Consider the following 19,330-nt stretch of genomic DNA (forward strand, 5'->3'; position numbering starts at 1 on the left):
GCGTCCTGGGGTCCGAGGAACAGCAGGGCGGCGAGTGGCGGTAGTGCCGCATGGAATCACTAGAACCGAAAAGCGCGCGAGCGCGAACCCATGGAAGGAGCTCGGCCGAGCGACCAATGGAAGGCTCGCGGTTAGCTAGCTGGCTTGTTAGCAGTCTTGCTAGCTAGCGCGCTGTCCAGGTGCGTTGCCGTGGCCTGACACGGCGACGGCGGCCGCGTGGCGGCCTGGCCGCAGTCCGCATCGGCCGTCCGAACGCGCGGCGCCCTGTTGACCGACCTCGCTAGCGCTGCTGAGGTGGCGGACACCGAGTCCACTGCGATGGCCGCCGTGGCACACGTCGCCGCTGACGCTGACGCTGGAGCTGACGCCGACACCGCTCGCGTCGCCGAGCTTGCAGTGACCTCCCGTTGACGGCGCTGACGTAGAACTCGAGGAGATGGTGTCGATGTTTGATTTAATTTCATTGGTTTGAGTCGAGGTTTGACAACCAAAAAGAAGAGCGAGGTAAGGACGTCAAGGTCGTCCTAGATCGGCGAGTTACTGGTTCATGATGTAGCATTCTTTGAGCACGAACATTCTGATCTGGAAGTAAGCTGCGATGCAAGATAAGGAACAAGTTGTGCCTAGAGTTATACGGCAGAATCCATTGTACGCCGTTGTTTTCGACAATCGGATCCACGATGAAGATAGTCGATCCTATACGCCATTTGCGCCTGCTCCATTGGTAAACAATTCTGAGTTCACAGTGCCTCACGGATTGTCCAAGCCTGTAAGTGAGGCGCTAACAGGATTGTGGTACTGTTTGCATCTTCCGAACGCCGCCTTCGAAACTGTTGACGTTACGGCGAACGTCCTGCTAAAGCAGCGAGAGTTGCGTCTAAATCATAATATTCTGCTCGTGCCGATTAGCGGGTTTAATCAAGAACTTTGCTCAGCCTATCCTGATCACTTCAAGCCAATGCTAGTAGTGTGTCCCGACTCGCTGCTAACGGAAGCGACTGAGAAATCTAAACAAATCGGGTTTTCGCTTCCGCCAATTTGTTACTCAGCAATCTCAAATGAGAATCTCAAGGCGCATTGGAAGGAAATTCATGACATCCTAATTCCGGATGTTGAATATCTTGGCAATGAGCCTCGGCTTACAAGGAGACTGGACTCTGCCATTGTAGAGCTGCCTAGGCGATGGCTTGCTAGGCAATTTCAGGCGGGTTCGGAACAGAGGGTGGCTGGTTCAACTGACGATCTGGACGCGTTTATCTTCGATGCGTCCCAAGAACGTGCTGTACTTGCGGGAACTGTGCGGCTCGAGAATGAGAATGCAAGCTTCGAGGAAGCGGATCGGCAAATGCCGCAAGTAATTCTCGAAGAAATGAGGAGGGAATCCATTCCTCTGACATTGGCATTCCCTGGAGTTTCAGCAAGCTATGCTCGCAGATCATTTGACGACAATTTGCGCCGAACTATTATGCCCATGCATAGAATCGATACAGACGACACATGGGATTCGTCAATTGCTCATCGATCAGATCAACTGATTGAGCGCGCGGCAATTGAGTTTATAGCAACGCATCGCACACTCGGTACAAGCGGTGCCGGATACTTCATGCCGTCCGTCCCGCCGGATGCTTTTGCAGCACTCGCTACTCTCGAAAAGCATTTCAGTTATGACACTATCAGGGCGTCCAGTGTGTGGACTCTACTTGGAAGGCTTGACAAGGCTGCGCGAAACCTTTGGGGCGATTATCTTGTCGGGATGGTTCGAAGAGCTTCAAGTATCACGGTTTTCTCGGACTTTCCAATTGGTCTATTGAGGTTGCCAGGCGATTCTGCTCCTCTTTCGGCTAGATTGCCTATCTGCTACCGACCTCTTACTCCACTTACAAGGGCAATCCAGCAGGAATTGCAACCCGCGATGCATATTGACCTCGGGAGAAAAATGCGAGTCTTGGTAGCGGAGTGTATTCCGACGGATGACACAGTTGGTCTCCTCTCCCGAATGGCGTGGAGTGCAGTCAAGGGAACCTTTGATGAGTATGCCAACGGCGTATCTATAATTCTTGCAGAGACTTTGAACCGGAAGTCACTTCAGCAGGCGGTTGCTAGACATTCTCCAGATATTCTAATCATTAGTGCACATGGAGCTGTAGTAGGCAACGCTGCAGGCCTGGTAATTGGCAAGAAGGAGTTTTGTCTCGAACTTGGTTTTGATGTTCCACCGCCTCTAGTGATTCTTAGTGCATGCCACGTTGCCCCTCGAGGGGCCGGAGCTATCAGCGTTACCGATCTATTGCTTCGAGAGGGCGTCTTTGCGGTCCTTGGTACACAAATACCAGTTGACGTCCGGCACAACGCCGTGCTCACGTCGAGATTTCTTGTAAACATTGCCGAAGCTCAAGCTGACGCAAATCGGCATCAAAGCCTGTTGGAGATCTGGCATATGACTCAATCGGGGAATGCCGTTAATGATGTACTTTCTCCATCCAATCGATCGCTACATGAGTGGGGGCTCAGTAGAGGGCCCGACGGTCAAACCGTGCTTGCCGACTTCATGATGAATCGATCTGTTGGACGTCTGCGGAACGCTCACATTTATGAAGATACGGAAGCGGTCCTGGGAGAGATGGCGGAAGAGCAAGGAATGGGAGATGCGGTGCGTAATTGGTTCCGAAGGCCGGGTTATGTACCAGAATCATTGTTCTATCTTTTTGCTGGAAATCCTGATCGCATATTTGTTTCAACCCTGCAAGACCGATATAGCCGCGTTACTGAAGGTCAGGCTTTCTGAATCGTGCTGTCAGTAGGACGAGTATGGTGCCAGCGATGACATGGAGTTGAGGGGTTAACCGAGGACAGTACCGCTGAGAATGGCTGCCACGATCGGGCGCAGGTAGACCACGATCTCCCATCGCGATGCCTTCGCGAATCTGGGCGAGATCAATCTCGACGAGGTCCCTGACCTTCGCCGCTACCTCTCCTGGGTGCCCGACCCGCGTGGGCGGTGCGGCCGCTGGTACTCCCTGTCGAGCCTGCTCGCACGGTGCGCGGCAGCGATCGTGGCCGGCGCGGTCACGGCAGAGGCGGTCTGCGAGTCGGCCGTCGACGCCCCGACCGAGGTCCTGGCCGCGCTCGGCATCCGCCGGCATCCGCTGGGCCGCAAAAGATCACCCACGCGCCAGTGCCTGACCTCGCTCCTGGCCCGGATCGACGGCGACGCTCTGGACCGGGCCGTCTGCGCCTGGCTCGCTGCTCCACTGCGGCCTGCGAGAAGCTGCCCCGAAACCCTTACAGGCCACTATCATTCATCGGAATCACACCATAACCAGCACTCGCCCACGCCCTGCAGGGACCGGACGCCGACCCCGTTCCGCAGCCGATCGAGCCCGAGGGCCGGCTCGGCGAGGACTCGACTCAAGTCGGGGCGCTTGCGTTTCTAAAATCAGACACTTCGGGGCGCACGGGTACGCACGAGAACAGCATTCCTGAAACTGCACGCAGTACGGAGTAAATAGGTGGGATGAATTCCAGGAATCTGCGGGACTAATGTGAGGCGATGCAACCGAGTGATTGGATCGCCTGCGGCGCCCTCCTGGTGGCGACCATCGCCTTGGTCTTCAGCGCGATGTCAGCCCGCTCCGCTCAAGCGTCGGCGAACGCCTCCGAGTCGAGCGCCATGGTGGCACAGCAGCAGCACGCCCACGAGCTTGCTCGCGACGGGATTGTCCAGTTTGGCCCCTGGCGAGTGGAGGCATTCAGCAGCGGAGCGCTCGAGCAACCGTACTGGCGCTTCATTAACGTCAGCGGTCATACGCTGCACGATCTTGCCGTGGAGGAATTCGGCCAGCCCTGGAACCTCACGCAAAATAAAGCGGTGGAGCCAGGGCGGTACGCCGTAGGCACCCTCCCAACCGGCTACAACACCTGCAGCTTCCCGGCCCAGGTGGAGGTCAGTTGGCGGGACGAATCCACTACGGCTCCTAAGATCACCACCGTGGAGTGGGTGCACCGTCCCGAACGGCGATGACCGATTACCGATATGGCTCCACTGCTGCGCGCCCGCCATCCCATCGCCGCTGTTGAAGCCGACGCGTAGGGTTGTCAGCCGGCTCTGAGAAGATAGTGGCCTCCGCGCTTCGAACTGCAAGGGAACACTGCATGTCCTCGACGAACCCCACGCCCCGGCACCAGGGTCGACTCGAACTGACCTGGACCGACAAGGACAAGACGCTCCTGTCCACCGGCGATGGCAGGTACGACTACACGTTCGTCGACCCTTCCGACTACCGGGTCTCCGAGGTCCGCCTCCTGCGCGAAGTCGAACGGTTCGAGGCGCCGGTCCCGCCCGGAAGACCCGCAGACCTCCCCGCACCGACCAGCGGCAACCTGCTTGTAACGGGCGATGCGATGCATGTGCTCGACGCGTTGGCGAAGATCCCGGAGTACGCCGAGCAGTACCTGGGGAAGGTGAAGCTGGTCTACATCGATCCACCGTTCAACACAGGCCAGGCGTTCAGCAACTACGAGGACAACATCGAACACTCGATCTGGTTGACGCTCCTCCGCGACCGGATACGCCAGATCAGGCCCCTGCTAGCCGAAGACGGTTCGGTTTGGGTACACCTGGACCACTCAGAGTCGCACCGTTGCCGCGTAGTGCTCGACGAAGAACTGGGCGCAAGTAACTTTGTCGCTGAAGTCGCATGGCAGAAGGCCGACTCACCCCGGAACGACACCAAGGGGCTGTCGACCTCGCAGGACACGATCTTGGTCTATCGAAAAAGCGAGGCGTGGACTCCGAACCGCATGCCCCGGCTCGCATCATCGAACACCAGCCGTTATCAGTCACGTGACGGCGATCCGATCCCGTGGCGCGACGGCGATGCCACCGCCGGCAAGGCGGCGACCAACCATCCGATGGTCTACGCCATTCAGCACCCCGTGACCGGGAAGCTGATGTACCCGACCGCGGGTCGCTGCTGGGGGAAAGCGCAGTCGTGGATGCTCGAGCAGATGTCCGAATACGCACCGTATGAGCTTCGTGATATCGGTGACGAGGCAGAGCGGGCGCGGATCTGCGGCACGACTCCTGAAAAGGTCAAGGCGGGGGTCCCCGCAATCATGCTCTCGGTTCCCTTGGAAGAAGCAGCAGTGGCCGCACAAGCCCGCTACGACGCAGGCCATTGGCCGGACATCGTGATGCTCGGACTCCGCGACAGAATCCAGCGTAAGAAGCACCTGGAGGACAACGGCCGTGTCCCCGAGACGTTGTGGTTGGGCACCGAGGTCGGGGGGAACCTTCGCGGCAAAATCGAGATCAAGGAGCTGTTTCCTGGGGAGCACCCGTTCGCGACGCCGAAGCCTGAGCGACTGTTGGAACGAATTCTTCATATTGGGTCGAAGCCGGGCGACATCGTCCTCGACTGCTTCGCAGGATCCGGAACCACGGCGGCAGTCGCACACAAGATGGGGCGCCGCTGGGTGACTAGTGAGCTGTCAGCCGACACCGTCTCCCGGTACACACTTCCCCGGCTCACGATGGTCGTCAAAGGCGAGGATCAGGGCGGTATTTCCACCACCACGGAGCGGGTCTCCGCGATGGGTGAAAACGGCGAGGACGAGTTTCTCCCAGAGGGCGTGAGCCCTCTGGAAGCCCAGGAGTTCAACCGGCTCTTGACCAAGGTCGCAAGAGCCGTTGCCACAGAAATCGACCCCACAGCCGTCAAAATCCTCAGGGCCGCAACCAAGACCCGGGACGTCACCACCGTCAACTGGCACGGCGGCGGAGGTTTCACCCATCTTGAGACGGGTAAGTCGATGTTCGTCCAGATGCCAGGCATGACCTTGCTCGCGGACTGGGCGGTGCATGGGGATCTGGCAGAGGCAATGTGCGCCCAGCTGTCGGTTCCCTACCTTCCCGACGGCATCTTCGCCGCGAAGCAGGGGCGCACTCGCTATGTGATCATCGATGGCATGGTCGGCACTGGGACGATTGCGGCGATCCTCGACCGGCTCGCTGAAGGCGAGACCGTGGAGGTGTGGGCGACGCAGATCGAAGACGATGCCGCACGGGCATTGAGGGACGCTCGCAGCGGTTCACGGCTTGAACTGATTCCCGATAAAGTGCTTGAGAACTACCGTCGCAAGTCGGCTCGAAGGTCCCCGTTCGGCGCTGGCCGGTCCAGCGCCCCCTCCGATGCCGCAGTCGCGAACGCGACTGGCGCACTGGTAGTCGAGGGTGAAGGGACGACCGCCTGATGGGCGAATTGCAGTTCCAAGCTGACCTCCTCAACGAGGTCGCCCACCGCCTGGACCTCCGTGCGCCGAACCGCGAGGCGGTCCGGTCGGTGCTGCTGCGCACCTCCGATCACTACGACGTGCAGGAGAACACCGAGCCGTACGAGTGCATCGTGGACTCGGCCACGGGTGTGGGCAAGACCTTCGTAATGGCCGGGCTCATGGAGTATCTTGCCGGAGCCGAAGCCCCGGCTCGGAATTTCCTGCTGCTCGCCCCTGGCCGGACGATCCGCGACAAGTCCATCGCGAACTTCTCAGCGGGCACACGTAAGTCGCTGCGCCACATGCTGCGCTCGAACCCGGTCGTGGTCACCGCCGAGAACTTCGACTCCCAAGCGACCCGGATCGCGATGGACGATCCGTCGGTCACGAAGCTGTACATCTTCACCGTCCAGGCACTCACCTCAGCGACCGGTGAGGGACGGGCTACCCACGAAGCCCTGGAGACCCTGGGCGACTCGTTCTTCAACCGCCTTGCGAAACTCGACGACCTCGTGATCCTGGCCGACGAACACCACTGTTACCGCGGCAAAGCCTTTTCGCGCACCATCCAGCAACTCCGACCGGAACTGGTGGTCGGGCTGACCGCCACGCCCGCGAGATCCGATGAGTCGATGGTCGCCTTCCGCTACCCGCTGGCCGCCGCGATCGCCGATCAGCTGGTGAAGACGCCAGTCATGGTCGGACGCCGCGACGACCGGACGGACATCGAGACAAAGCTGCTCGACGGGGTCAACCTCCTGCGCTACAAGGCGCAGCACGCGGACGCCTATTGCGACGAGCATGGCCTCGCCAAGGTGAACCCTGTCATGCTGGTCATCGCGGGCAGTATCGAGGAGGCGAAGGAATTCCAGGAGGTCCTCGACTCTGCCTCGTTCGACGGCGGGTCTTGGGTAGGAAAGACCCTGCTGGTGCACTCGAAGCTGCCTTCGGAGGAGAAGGAACAGGCCCTTGCCGACCTCGCTGCTGTCGAAGACCCCGACTCGCCGGTACGGATCATCATCAGCGTCGGGATGCTCAAGGAAGGCTGGGACGTCAAGAACGTTTACGTGATCGCCTCCATGCGGGCCTCGGTCTCCGAGGTCATGACCGAGCAGACCCTCGGACGCGGCATGCGGCTCCCATTCGGCCGGTATACCGGCGTCGAAATCCTGGACACACTCGAAGTTCTGGCGCACGAAAAGTACAGTGAGCTGCTGGCGAAACGAAAAGTTCTCAACGAGGCGTTCATCAACTACGGCATCTATGCCGAAATCAGGCAGCTCCAGGACGGCCGCTCCGTGGTCCGGGATAAGGCATTCGAAGCCGAAACCGATGTCATCGCCGCGCCAAGCGCACTTGCCTCAGACGAGACCAGTCGCGTCGGCGGCTCCGACCTCGACGGCGGGCAGCCTGCTTCGGAATCCGGGAGTTCGCTCGAGGCAGACTCAAGGCCCGCCTTCATCGGGGGTGTGGTCGACATCGACACCCGTACTCAAGTCGCGGCAGAATCCGCCCGGAAGACGACAGCGAAGATCGCCTACGCGCCGCTTCCCGAACGTGAATCGATCATCATTCCGCTCCTCGAAGCGGTCCCGCAACCTGTGGTGGTCAGCCTCAACCAGATCCACGATTACACGCCGTTCGAGCAGCTCGGACGAGCGCTCACGAACGACATCTCCGATGAATTGCGGCGTACCAAAATCACCGCAACACATGACGGTCGCAAGGTCGAAGTGACCACCGAGACGGCTAACGACACGATCGCCTCTGCCCTCCCACTTGAAATGCCGTTGGAAACCCTGCACCACCAGCTGATGCGCCGAGCGATGGCCGTCAAAGGCGTTGCCAACCGCCCTAATGAACTCGGCGCTGCGAAGCGGATCGTCGATAGCCTGATTGACGCGATGGGCGACAAAGCCGCCGCCCACCTCTCCGCCTTCGGTGAACGGTGCGGACAGCGACTCGCCGCCAAGATCACCGAAGCGCTCAAGGACACTACCCAAGCACAATTCACCTACTCCGATGAGGCGAAGCCCGTATTCCTCGACAAGACTCGGGAAGCGAACAAGCGCCAAGTCGATGGGCACGCGGATGGATCATTTGACAAAGCCGTCGCGTTCGGAGGATGGAGCAAGAATCTCTACAGCCACGCCTGGTTCGATAGCGCTCCCGAATTCTCCGTCGCCAACGCCATCGACGACGACCCGGACGTGATCGTCTGGGCACGCCTCCACGTCAACGATGTGCCGATCAAATGGACCTCCGAAGGCCGGGAGTACAACCCGGACCTCGTAGTTATCGAGGAAATCGACGGCAAACGCGTCGGCTGGCTGGTCGAAATCAAGGCCGACAAGGATCTAAACTCAGCCGAGGTCCTCGCGAAGCGCAATGCCGCAAAACGATGGGCGAATACCGCTAATTCCCTCGAAGGCACGGATGCCACCTGGCGCTATTTGCTGATCGGAGAACAAGACATTGAAGATGCCCAAGGCTTGTGGAGTCAGCTCAAAGAATTCGGGCAGTAGTCCGAGCCGCTCTGATTCGATCCGATCCCGTGCGTGGCTTTTCAGGCTTCGCTTCGCGAATGTGCGGCGGGTGCGGTGGCGATAGTTCCACCGCAGCCGCCGACAAAACCCTTCCGGTTGCTATTCCCTACCTACTGCCCTGGTAGTGCATCGAGACTGCATGTTCTTCTCTCTACGGTGCCTCCCATAGGGCGAAGCCAGGCGACGAGGCGTCGTTCGGCGGCTCGGCGGCGGTGGTCGGCGGCCGGCCGGGTGAGGCCGTGCGCCGTGGCGTAGTCGCCGAGACGCTGGCCGTCGAGCCGTGTGGTGCCGATGAGGTCGGCCTCATCGACGGTGATGATCTCTTCGCGGATGGCGTCGGCGAGGACGAGGTCGACGTGGCCGACCTGCGGCTGCGGCGGGCGGGACGCGAATTCAGCTGAGACCAGGCTCTTGGTGTAGCGGACGAGTTCGCGGGAATAGGCGCGGGCGGCGATGTATCCCTGATGGCACAGGCGGCGGCACACGTGTGCTCGGACGGTGCTGATTTGGGCGATTCCGGCGGCGAAACCGGCGAGCGCGCTGGCTTCGATGTCGGCGCGCTCGGCCCAGGGTGGGGCGATCCAGGTGACGCGTTTGGTGGCGTTGCGCAAGCCGGGGAGGGCGAGGGCGGCGCTGATGGTGACCCACAGCGGCTGCTTCCGGGCCCGGTCGACCAGGTAGGTCCAGACCGGGTCGGTCCAGGTGTCGGCAGCGTCGTCTCGGGCGGTGGGGCCGGTGAGGCGGTCCTGGAGTTCGCGGAGCCCGATCGGGCGGTCGGGCAGGCCCTCGATCGCTGCCCCGGGGACGGTGAGCTCCGGGTTGTCGGCGTGGAGGTCGAACTGCGCTGCGATGCGGTGCAGCGGGGTGGACTCGGGTTGCATGGCGTGCTCCTCAGGTGCTGGAGCGGACGGTGTTGTCCGCTATTGCTCCAGCTAGATCCCCCACCCGAGGGTGTGTCCAGCACCCCGCCCACCCCACGCAGAAGCGCCTCCCACCCTGGCCCCCACCCCCGTCTACCGGGGGTGGGGGCTTTGCCGTGCCCACCCGGTCGGGGTGGGCACGGTCGACTGCTGCCCGCGGGGTCACCTCGGCCGCATAGTCCTGCTGTCGTGTCCGGTTCGCGTCCTGGGGTGGGCGCGGGGTGGGCGCGCACCCTCGCGCATCGGCGCCCACCGCTGGTCTTCCCCACTCGAGTCAGCCGCAGGAGTGCTGGCTTGGGTTCCCGTCGACGCGGGTGCGGTCCAGGCGTTCCTGTTCGCATCCGACCTTGAGGGAGGTGGTGTCTCTCCGGCACCGACCCCGCAGGCGCGGGAGCCCGGTCGGCCCGGCCTTACCCCCGGGCCGACCCCTACGCATCGATTCCGTCACGGGGGTGCGGGACGTGGGAACGGCTCACCGAACTATCAGGGTCCGCCTGGCCCGATGGCTGCCGCCGATCACCGCGGTCGGCGCGGTCGCCGCGGTGCTGGTGCTCACGACACCGGGCATGGCGATGGCCGACACCGACGACATCATCGTGGTGCTCGACAACCTCAGGTTGGTCATCGTTGTGCTGGCTGGCGCTGCGGTCGCGGTCATGTTGACCCTCGGCGGTCTCAGGTATCTCCTCGCCAGCGATCCCGGCGAAACCGAGAAGGCCAAATCCGCTCTCAGGGCGGCCGCGATCGGCTTCGGCATCATCCTGCTCGCGATTCCGTTCGTCGAAATCCTGCAAGGGATTCTGACCTATGAATAACCGTTGCAGCGCACCACTCAAATGGGCACCTCTCGCAATCGTGGACGCTACCTGGGCTCGCTGTTGCACGCCACGTGCAGATCACCGTTCGCGACCAGTTGAATCGCAATCGCCGTACAAGGCGCGCCGCCGCCGTGCGACCTCGCTCCTGCATTTCGAGGCGGTGGACAGCCATGCCTGAGTGGCTCGTTGAGGCGATGGACGGCCTCTTGGAATGGATCCGCAGTCTGCTCGAGGCCATGCGTGATGGACTGCGCGATGTCCTGACGGAGATGGACTGGATTCATCTGTCCTCCCTTTCCTGGGACTCCGGCAAGCCGCTGGCTGAGGAGTTCTTGATCCTGGCCGTCGCCGGCTACACCCTGGTCGTTGTCGTGGGCGGGGTCCTCGTCATGTCGCACGAGACGCTGCAGACTCGCTACACCATTCGTGAAATCGCGCCCCGCCTGGTCGTCGGACTGTTGCTTGCCGGTATTTCGGCGGTGATCGTGCAGCAGGCCATGGCCGCGGCGAATGAGGTCGTCGACGGGTTCAGTGTCGTTGCGACCGACCCTTCTCTGGCCCCCATTACCCAGTTGGAGGAATTTCCGTCCCAACTGACCATGAGCGGTTGGTCGGAAGCGGGCTTCGAGTACGAGGACTGCGTCGCGGACAACGGTGAGGCCGCCTGCGAGAAGCCGAACTTGCTGGCGGAGATCCTCTGGATTCTGGCGACTGCGGCGTGCCTGCTCGTCTTGTTGTTCACCGCGATCGTGCGCAACATAGCGTTCTTCTTTGTCGTCGTGTGCGCGCCGATCGCTTTGGCCTGCCACGGTCTGCCGGTCACCGAATGGGCGTCCCGGCTGTGGTGGCGGATGCTCGGCGCTTGCATGGCCTCGGCTATTGGCCAGGCCGCGCTGGTCTGGGTGTGGGTCAAAATGACCGGCGGCTTCTACTGGGGCCACTTCTTCCACATCCCGGTCACCGAGCTGTATCTGCTCGTCATCGTCTGGATGATGTGGGTCGTCCATAAGCAGTCGTTCCGGATCGTTCGCGGCCGTCCAGTCTCCATTCCGGGTTCGCGGCTGCTGGGGGCTTTCGTGATGTCGAAAGCACTCGGCAATCACGGTCGCTCCCGGAAACGGTCGAAGCCCGATCCCGATAAGCAGCCGGACCGCTCTCCGGGCAAGCGCGATGAGGCGGGCGGGAGCAAGTTCGATCTGCCGCCTGAGCCGCCCGGTTTCAACGAGTGGGCCGACTTCCGCAATACAGCCGACGCCCGCAATCCTCAGCCGCGGCCGCCTACGGGTGGGAATGCATCGGTCTCGCCGCTTGATGATGCGGCCCCGGTCAGTGTCGACGGGAACCCGGTCGTCGGGGGCAGCAGCGCCCCTTACGCGCCCGACGGGGACCGGCCGCCGCGCCCTAATTCCCGGGCCGGTACCCTCGCCTCGCCGCTCGACGACGCCCAGCCCGAAGCAACCGCGGCCGTGGCGACTCCGGTCGCTCCGGCGGGCTCGGGCTCCGATCGGCCCTTGGCGTCGGTCCCGGATGGCGCACTGATCGATCGGCACGAGCCGCCTCCGGTGGTGCGCGTGCGCACCGACCAGGTCGTGCCGCTGGCGCAGCGGCGCGAGGCCGCGACGGCAGCGAACCGCGACCGGACGGCCGCCGAGGCGGCCGAGGCCGCGAAAGCGCAAGCGACGGCACGGGCGAAAGCCGAGCAGGAGCAGGCCGAGCGTCGCCGCGCCGCGAAGGCGGCGATGGCCCGCATGGCCGCCACCGGGCGTCCGGCCACCCACGAGGTCCCGGCAGCCCAGGACCATCACGCGTTCCCGCCGCCCAAACCAGCCGCGAAGCCAAAGCCGGACAGCAAGGGCGGTGAGCGGTCATGAGCGTCTACGTCCCGGCCGATCTGGATCTGCCCGACAAGATCTTGTTCAACCTGACCGCCCGCCAGGTGGCGGTGCTGGCCCCGGCGGCGCTGGGCCTGTGGGGGCTGTGGCAGTCCCTGGCCGGCCTGGTCCATCCGGTGCTGCTGCTGTTGGCTTCGGCGCCGATCGCCGCCGCGGCGCTGGCGCTCGCGCTCGCCCGCCGTGACGGGACGACGCTCGACCGCCTCGTTTGGGCGGCCATCCGGTCCCCGCGGACCCCGCTCGCCGCTGGGGCACCCGCACCGGGAGCCGTCCAGGCCGCCCTGGCGCTGACCGGCATGGAGCGCCTCGCCCGAGTCCGCCCGGTCCCCTCCCCGGTCGACGGCATCGACCCGGCCGGGGTCATCGACCTGGGCGCGGCTGGCTGCGCGGTCGCTGTCGCGGCCGGGTGCGTGAACTTCGACCTCCGTGCCGAGGGGGAGCGCGCTGCGTTGTGCGACGCGTTCGCGCGCCTGCTGCACTCCCTTGAGGGCCATTTGCAGGTGTCGGTGATGCAGCGGCCGGTCGACTTGACCGGCTACCTCACCGGCCTCGACGCCCGCGCGAGCGCCCTCGGGGACGGCGCGCTGCAAGCCGCGGCTCAGGCGCACCGGGCCTGGCTTGCCGGTCTGGTCGCCGGGCGCGGGGTGCTCGCCCGCGAGGTCACCGTCGTCGTCACCGGGCTCGACGCCGAGAGCGCGTCGCGAGCGGCCGCCCAGGTGGAAGCGTTTTTGGCCCAGATCGGGGCGGACGCGCGGCGCTTGGACCGCTCCGAGCTGTCCGAGCGCATCCGGTTCGGGCTCGATCCCTACGGCACGGCGGGGGCCGCGTTCGGGGGCTGGTCGCAATGAGCCGCTTCTGGAACGCCATCGCCGCCCGGCGTGCCCGCCGCGGCAGGGCGCTCGAGGCCGACCTGTGGCCTGACACTGCCACGTTCGAGATGCGCCGGTTCCGCGCCGGCGATTCCTGGGGCGCGGTCCTCTTGGTGACCGGGTACCCCGCGACGCTGCCGTGGGGGTGGGCCGACCAGTTGACCGTCCCCGGCTCGCGCGTGTCCCTCGCCCTGCATCTGGACGGGCTCCCGGCGCAGGTCGCGGCGATGCAGTTGCAGCGCCGCCGCACCCGCCTGGAGTCCCAGCGCCGCTACGAGTCCGCGCGCGGGCATCTGGAGGACCCGGCCGTGGAGGCGGCGGCCGCCGATGCCGCCGACCTCGCCGCGCAAGTCGCCCGCGGCCATGCGCAACTCCACCGCCAGGCGGTCTACCTGACCGTCCACGCCGAGGCGCCCGCCGAGCTCGATCTGGTGTGCGCGCGGGTGCGCTCGCGGGCGGCGGCAACGATGATCGACGTCCGGCCCGCCACCGCCCGCCAGCTCCCTGGGGCGATCAGTGTCGCCCCGTACGGGGTCGACCCGACCGGCGCGCACCGGACCGTCGACACCGCCACCGCGGCCGCCGCGTTCCCGTTCGCCTCACCGGATCTGCCCGACCCGACACCGGCGACCGGTGTCCTCTACGGACTGAACATGTACTCCGGGGCTCCGGTGCTGTGGGACCGGTGGGCGTCGATGGACAACCACAACTCGGTGCTCATCGCCCGCTCGGGCGCCGGGAAGTCGTACTTCACGAAGACCTCGATCCTGCGGGAGCTCTACCAGGGCGTCCGGGTGGTCGTGGTCGACCCCGAGTCGGAGTACCGCGCCCTCGCCGCCCATGTCGGCGGGACCGTGCACCGGCCCGGCTCCGCTGGGGCCCGGTTGCGTCCGCTCACCATGCCCGATGCGGGTGCGGCCGGCGAGGACGAGTTCGCGCGCCGCCGCCTCTTCGTCGGCACCGTGGTGGAGACGCTGCTGGGCGAGCGGCTCTCCGGCTCCGAGGCCGCCGTCCTCCAGCGGGCCGCCGCCGCCTGCTACGAAGCCGCGGGGATCAGCGACGACCCCGGCACTTGGGGCCGCCGGGCCCCGTCCATGGCCGACGTCGCCGACGCCCTCACCGCCGACCCGGCCGGGGTCGACCTCGCCGCCCGCCTCGCTCCATGGGTGGGGCCGGGCACCGTGTTCGACACCGGCACCGCCGATGCCGGCCCCCAGACGCCCGGTTCACCGCTGGAGGTGTGGGACCTCGCGTCAGTGGCTCCCGAGCTCGCGTCGGTCGTCACGCTCCTGGTCCTGGACCAGATCTGGCGGCGCCTGCGCCCGGGCGGGCCCCGAACGCTCGTGGTGGTGGACGAGGCGTGGCTGATGCTGCGCACCGGCCAAGGCGCGGCCTGGCTCTCCCGTCTGGCGAAAAGCGCCCGGAAGCGCAACACCGGGCTCGCGGTGGTCACTCAAGACGCCGAGGACGTGACCGGCTCCGAGCTGGGGCGCACCGTCATCCACAACTCAGCCACCCAGATCCTCATGCGCCAAGCCGCGCAAGCGATCGACTCGATCGCCGCGGCGTTCAAGCTCACCGCGGCCGAGACCGCGCTGATCGGCTCGGCGCGGCTGGGCGAGGGCCTGCTGCTGGGCGGCGGCAACCACGTCGCCTTCCGCGCGATCGCCTCCCCCGAAGAGCACCAGCTCGCCCTCACGGGCCTGTCCGCCGGGAGCCGGTCATGAAGCGGCTCCTGGCGATCGGCGCCGTCCTGCTCGTGCTCGCCGGCGGATGCGCAGTCCTCGTGCTCGGCGCAGCCCAGCAGGCACACCGCTTCCCGATCGGGATCGGCGGCTGCGCCGCCAGCGCGGCCGACCTCGAGGCGGTCGCCGCAGCGCTCGGCGACGGGTACGGGGAAGCGCAGGCGCGCCATGCGATCACGATCTGGCAGACCGCCGCCGAGCGCGACCTGCCCGAGCAGGCAGTGGTGGTGGCGCTGGCAACCGCCATGCAGGAATCGCGGATCAGGGTGCTGTCCAACCCGGCGGTGCCCGAGAGCGAGAACTTCCCCCACGACGGTGAAGGCTTCGACCACGACAGCATCGGGATTTTCCAGCAGCGCCCGCATTGGGGCGACGTCGCGGTCCTCATGGATCCCGCAGGGAGCGCCGGTCTCTTCTTCGACGCGCTGGAGCGGATCGACGGCTGGGAGGACCTGCCGGTCACGGTCGCCGCCCAACGGGTCCAGGTCTCGGCCTACCCCGACGCCTACGCGAAGCACGAAGACGGCGCTCGGGCCGCCGTGGCGGCGATCGGCGGCGGCGCGGACTGCTCGGGCGAGTGGATGCATCCCGTGGCCGGCTTTGGGGTCGTCTCGGGCTGGCGCAGCGCCGAGCGTCCCACCCACAACGGTGTGGACCTCGGCGCGCCCAGAGGCACCGCGATCCTGGCCGCCGCAGCCGGGGACGTGGTGAAGGTCGTGTGTAACGCCCACACGCCCGCCGGACGCCAGCTCTCCTGCGACGTCGATGGTTCTCCCAATGTCATGGGCTGCGGCTGGTATGTCGAGATCGCTCACGCCGAAGGACTCCTGACCCGCTACTGCCACCTGAGGGAGCGCCCCGAAGTGAACATCGGCGACACCGTTGCCGCCGGCGATCTCCTCGGCTACGTCGGGTCCTCAGGGCGATCCAGCGGTCCCCATCTGCACCTCGAGGTGCACCGGTCACACGCACCGACCTTCGACACCGCTTTGTCCCCTGTGGAGCTCTTTTCGTCGAAAGGTGTGGCACTGTGATCTCGTGGCTTGCTGATCCCTTTGCAGGGCTTGACGTAAGCCTGCCGATGCTGCTCGGGGCTGGAGGCTTCGTAGCGGCATTGGCGCTGTCGGTGGGGATCCCACGTGCGGCTGCCCGCCGTGCCGCGGCCGCAAGGTGGCGCGTGGGATGCAAGTACATCGCGATCGAGGCCCCGCCCGAGGTCGATGCGAAGGCCGCGGTGCTGGCCTGGCGGCAGCTGTTGGCGATCACGCATGGGCGGTGGCGGCGCTGGTGGTCGGGTCAGGAGCACTTGATCTGGGAGTACCGCTTCACCGGGGCGGCGTTGTCGGTGCGGGTCTGGGTGCCCGGCACGATCGCGGTCAGCCAGGTCACGCACGCGCTCGACGCCGCCTGGCCGGGCGCGGCCTACACCGTCACCGACGCGGAACCGCCCCTGCCCACCGGGGAAGCGGTGACGATCGAGGGTGGCGTGTTCATCCCCGCGAGGCACGCACTCGGCCTGCCGCTGGTCGCCGATGCCGCCGCAGGGGAGGTCCTGCGCGGCCTGGTCGCCGCCGGAGCCGCAGGGCGGCAAACCGAACGCGCCGTCGTCCAGATCGTCGCGCGCCCCGCCTCGAGCCGCGCCGTGCGGCGGGCCGCGAAGGTCGCAGCCGGGCCCAGGACGGGTGGGTCCTTCATCGGCGAGGTCCTCGACCTGGTCACCCCCGGGGCCGGCCACCATCCGACCGGGAACCGCAAGCCGGTCGAGTCGAACCGGGTTACCTTGCATCGCAAGGCCGTCGCCGAGCGCCTCGCCACCGGATCGCTCTGGACAATGCAAGTCCGATACGCCGCCGCGGTCACCGGCCCGAAGGAGGTCGCCATCGCCCGGGCGCGCGACCTCGCCGCCGGGACCGCGGCGGTCTTGGGCGGCGCGTGGCGACGTCGCCCCTCCCGCCGCATCGCCGAGGCCGTGAACGCCTGGGCCGCAGGCTCGGGGCTCCTGGTCTCCGCCGATGAACTCGCCGTTGCCGCGCACGTCCCATCCGACACCGTGATGCCTGCGCTCGCCCGGGCCGGAGCTCGCCCGGTCGCGCCCGTGGCGGCGCTGCTGGGCGGGGGGCGCGGCGTCAAAACCCTCGGCCAAGCCCTGGGAGGACAGCGGATCGGCTTGGCCGCGCGCGATGCCCGCCAGCACGTGCACGTCATCGGCTCCACCGGGTCGGGCAAGTCCACGCTGCTGCTCAACATGATGCTGGCCGACATCCGCGACAAGCGGGCCGTCGTCTTGATCGATCCGAAGGGCGACTTGGTGAACGACCTGCTCGACCGGCTCGACCCCGCCGAGACCACCGGGCGCCTGGTCCTCATCGACCCCGACCGCACCGGCGGTACGCACCCGCGACCCGGGCTCCCGCCGATCGCGCCCGGCACCGACCCCGAAGTCGCCATCGATCACCTCGTCGGCATCTGCCGCCGACTCTGGGAGCGGCACTGGGGGCCCAGGGCGAACGATATTTTGCAGCAGTCCCTGCGCACTCAGGTGTACTTGAGCGCCAAGGCGTCCGAGGCCCGAACTACTGACGAGGCGAAGGACATGGCCGACCTGGCCGGACTCACCGCGCTGCCGATCCTGCTCACGAACAAGCACTTGCGCCAGCGCTACACCGCTGCCATGGACGACGACAACCTGCGCGAGTTCTGGACCTGGTTCGACTCGCTCCCGCCCTCGACGTCCGCTCCCGCGGTCGGCCCGGTCCTCGCGCGGCTCCGCTCGGTGCTGGGGCGGTCATTCGTGCGCGAGACCATCGGCGCTCCGCCGGCCGCAGCCAGCATCGACCTCGGCGCCGCACTCGACAACGGCGGCATCGTGCTCGCCCGCCTGCCCAAAGGAACATTGGGCGAGGACACCGCGAAGCTCGTCGGATCCATCCTGTTCGCCCGGGTCTGGCAGTCCGTCCTAGCTCGCCAAGGCATCCCGGAGGAACGCCGGCGGGACTGCGTCATGTACGTCGACGAGTGCCAGAACTTCATGAACCTGCCCGACACCGTCGGCGACGTCCTCGCCGAAGCCCGCGCACTGCGCCTGAGCACCGTCCTGGCCCATCAGCACCTCGGCCAGCTCGACCGCGAACTCGAATCAGCGATCTCCTCCAACTGCCGCAATAAGGTCTTCTTCACCATCTCGCCCGAGGACGCGCGCCGCCTCTCCGCTCACACTGCGCCGAACCTGACCGAGCACGACCTGGCCCACCTCGGCGGCTATACGGCCGCCGCCCGCCTGGTGTCCGGAGGCGTCGAGCAGCCCGCATGCACCCTCACCACGTTCGGACCACCCGATCCACGAGGCGACGCGGCGTCCGTTGCCGCGCAGGCCGACCGGTTCCCGGCCTTCCGCTATCGGAGCGGCACGTGAGCGCCCAGCCCCGTCCCACGGTGGCCTCGGCCGCACTGGCCCCGCTCGCGGGCCGGCTGACCGACCGGGACTTCGCGATCATCGACGCGCTCGGCCGCTTCGGGGTGATGACCACCGCTCAGATCGGCGCGGTCTGGTTCCCCTCCGCTCGAGTCGCGAACGTTCGCTTGGGAACCTTGATCGAGCTCGGCGTCCTGACCCGCACCCGCCTGCCGCGTTCGGGCGCCTGGCGCTACGCCCTCGCCTGGACCGGGCAGGTCGTGCATGCCCTTCGCAGAGGCGAAAGGCCCCCATCGAGGGCCGAAGCCGAATGGACGGTTCAGCGTCGCTTCCTGTCCCCGACTCGATCCCACGACGACGGCGCGGTCGAAGCCGTCGCCGCGCTGCACTTGGCCTGCCGCTTGCACGGGGGAGTCCGCGTCACCGAGTGGCTCTCCGAGGCCGAGGCCAGCGTTGAGTTCCAGGGCCTGCGCCCCGACGCCGCGTTCACGCTTGAAACCGGCCACGGCCGCCGTCTGACCGCCTGGTATGAGCACGACACGGGCACCGAGACCCTCGACCGGCTGGCCGCGAAGATCACCGCCTACCCGCGCCGCCGCTCGCCCCTGCTGCCCTACAACCGGAAAGTCCTCATCGCGGTCGCTGCCCCCGCCCGGATCCGCGCCCTCGCGGGCCGTATCACCGACACCGGCGACCTCACCGTCGCTGTCGGCCTCCACCCACGGCTGCCGCCGTGGCGGACCGACCTCGCCCCGGTGGTGCGCTTGTTGAGTGAGCCGGCCTGGCACCTTCTCGGCAACGGCAGGGGTAGCCGCAGCCTGCTCGATCTGACCGCACCGATTTCCGGCTACTGAG

At 65.8% G+C, this 19,330-nt stretch carries 13 protein-coding genes; 12 read left to right on the forward strand and 1 reads right to left on the reverse strand.

Annotated features, from left to right (window positions below):
* The first annotated feature begins 598 nt into the window (after positions 1-598).
* The 5 genes from K3N28_RS05665 (at position 599) to K3N28_RS05680 (ending at position 8,798) form a co-directional block, all read left to right on the forward strand.
* Positions 599-2,785 carry a CHAT domain-containing protein gene (locus K3N28_RS05665; RefSeq protein ID WP_228091514.1) on the forward strand — a complete coding sequence of 729 codons (2,187 nt, stop codon included), beginning with the start codon at positions 599-601 and terminating at the stop codon, positions 2,783-2,785.
* 193 nt (positions 2,786-2,978) lie between these two features.
* On the forward strand, positions 2,979-3,434 hold the full coding sequence (locus K3N28_RS23490; RefSeq protein ID WP_374209703.1) for a transposase family protein: 456 nt from the start codon (positions 2,979-2,981) through the stop codon (positions 3,432-3,434).
* Between the two features lie 116 nt (positions 3,435-3,550).
* A complete protein-coding gene (locus tag K3N28_RS05670) occupies positions 3,551-4,021 on the forward strand; it encodes a hypothetical protein (protein ID WP_228091515.1) in 471 nt (156 codons plus the stop codon).
* 131 nt (positions 4,022-4,152) lie between these two features.
* Positions 4,153-6,252 (forward strand): site-specific DNA-methyltransferase, encoded by a 2,100-nt coding sequence (locus K3N28_RS05675; protein ID WP_228091516.1) that lies wholly within the window; start codon positions 4,153-4,155, stop codon positions 6,250-6,252.
* Positions 6,252-8,798, forward strand: coding sequence for a DEAD/DEAH box helicase (locus K3N28_RS05680; protein ID WP_228091517.1), 2,547 nt, complete (start codon positions 6,252-6,254; stop codon positions 8,796-8,798). Before K3N28_RS05675 ends, K3N28_RS05680 begins: the two co-directional genes overlap by 1 nt.
* Before the next feature lie 131 nt (positions 8,799-8,929).
* Here the strand turns inward: K3N28_RS05680 and K3N28_RS05685 are convergent, their stop codons facing one another.
* A complete protein-coding gene (locus K3N28_RS05685) occupies positions 8,930-9,700 on the reverse strand; it encodes a hypothetical protein (protein ID WP_228091518.1) in 771 nt (256 codons plus the stop codon).
* A gap of 500 nt (positions 9,701-10,200) precedes the next feature.
* Between K3N28_RS05685 and K3N28_RS05690 the strand changes: the two genes are divergently transcribed.
* The 7 genes from K3N28_RS05690 to K3N28_RS05720 all read left to right on the forward strand — a co-directional run bounded on the left by K3N28_RS05690 (position 10,201) and on the right by K3N28_RS05720 (position 19,329).
* Positions 10,201-10,554, forward strand: coding sequence for a pilin (locus tag K3N28_RS05690; protein WP_228091519.1), 354 nt, complete (start codon positions 10,201-10,203; stop codon positions 10,552-10,554).
* Positions 10,555-10,727: 173 nt separating this feature from the next.
* Positions 10,728-12,428 (forward strand): hypothetical protein, encoded by a 1,701-nt coding sequence (locus tag K3N28_RS05695; RefSeq protein WP_228091520.1) that lies wholly within the window; start codon positions 10,728-10,730, stop codon positions 12,426-12,428.
* The gene (locus K3N28_RS05700; RefSeq protein WP_228091521.1) at positions 12,425-13,297 is read left to right on the forward strand and encodes a PrgI family protein; all 873 of its coding nucleotides are present in this window, start codon (positions 12,425-12,427) and stop codon (positions 13,295-13,297) included. The genes K3N28_RS05695 and K3N28_RS05700 overlap by 4 nt, the downstream gene beginning before the upstream one ends.
* Positions 13,294-15,045 (forward strand): VirB4 family type IV secretion system protein, encoded by a 1,752-nt coding sequence (locus K3N28_RS05705; protein WP_228091522.1) that lies wholly within the window; start codon positions 13,294-13,296, stop codon positions 15,043-15,045. Before K3N28_RS05700 ends, K3N28_RS05705 begins: the two co-directional genes overlap by 4 nt.
* Positions 15,042-16,097, forward strand: coding sequence for a M23 family metallopeptidase (locus K3N28_RS05710; RefSeq protein WP_228091523.1), 1,056 nt, complete (start codon positions 15,042-15,044; stop codon positions 16,095-16,097). Before K3N28_RS05705 ends, K3N28_RS05710 begins: the two co-directional genes overlap by 4 nt.
* 143 nt (positions 16,098-16,240) lie before the next feature.
* Positions 16,241-18,475, forward strand: a complete 2,235-nt coding sequence (locus K3N28_RS05715; RefSeq protein ID WP_228091524.1) for a type IV secretory system conjugative DNA transfer family protein — start codon at positions 16,241-16,243, stop codon at positions 18,473-18,475.
* Positions 18,472-19,329: a replication-relaxation family protein gene (locus K3N28_RS05720; RefSeq protein ID WP_228091525.1), complete on the forward strand. Its 858-nt coding sequence runs from the start codon at positions 18,472-18,474 to the stop codon at positions 19,327-19,329. Before K3N28_RS05715 ends, K3N28_RS05720 begins: the two co-directional genes overlap by 4 nt.
* The last annotated feature ends 1 nt before the right edge of the window (position 19,330 follow it).

Origin of the sequence: Glycomyces sp. TRM65418, assembly GCF_019710475.1 — a bacterium.
In the GTDB taxonomy this organism is placed as follows: domain Bacteria; phylum Actinomycetota; class Actinomycetes; order Mycobacteriales; family Micromonosporaceae; genus Glycomyces.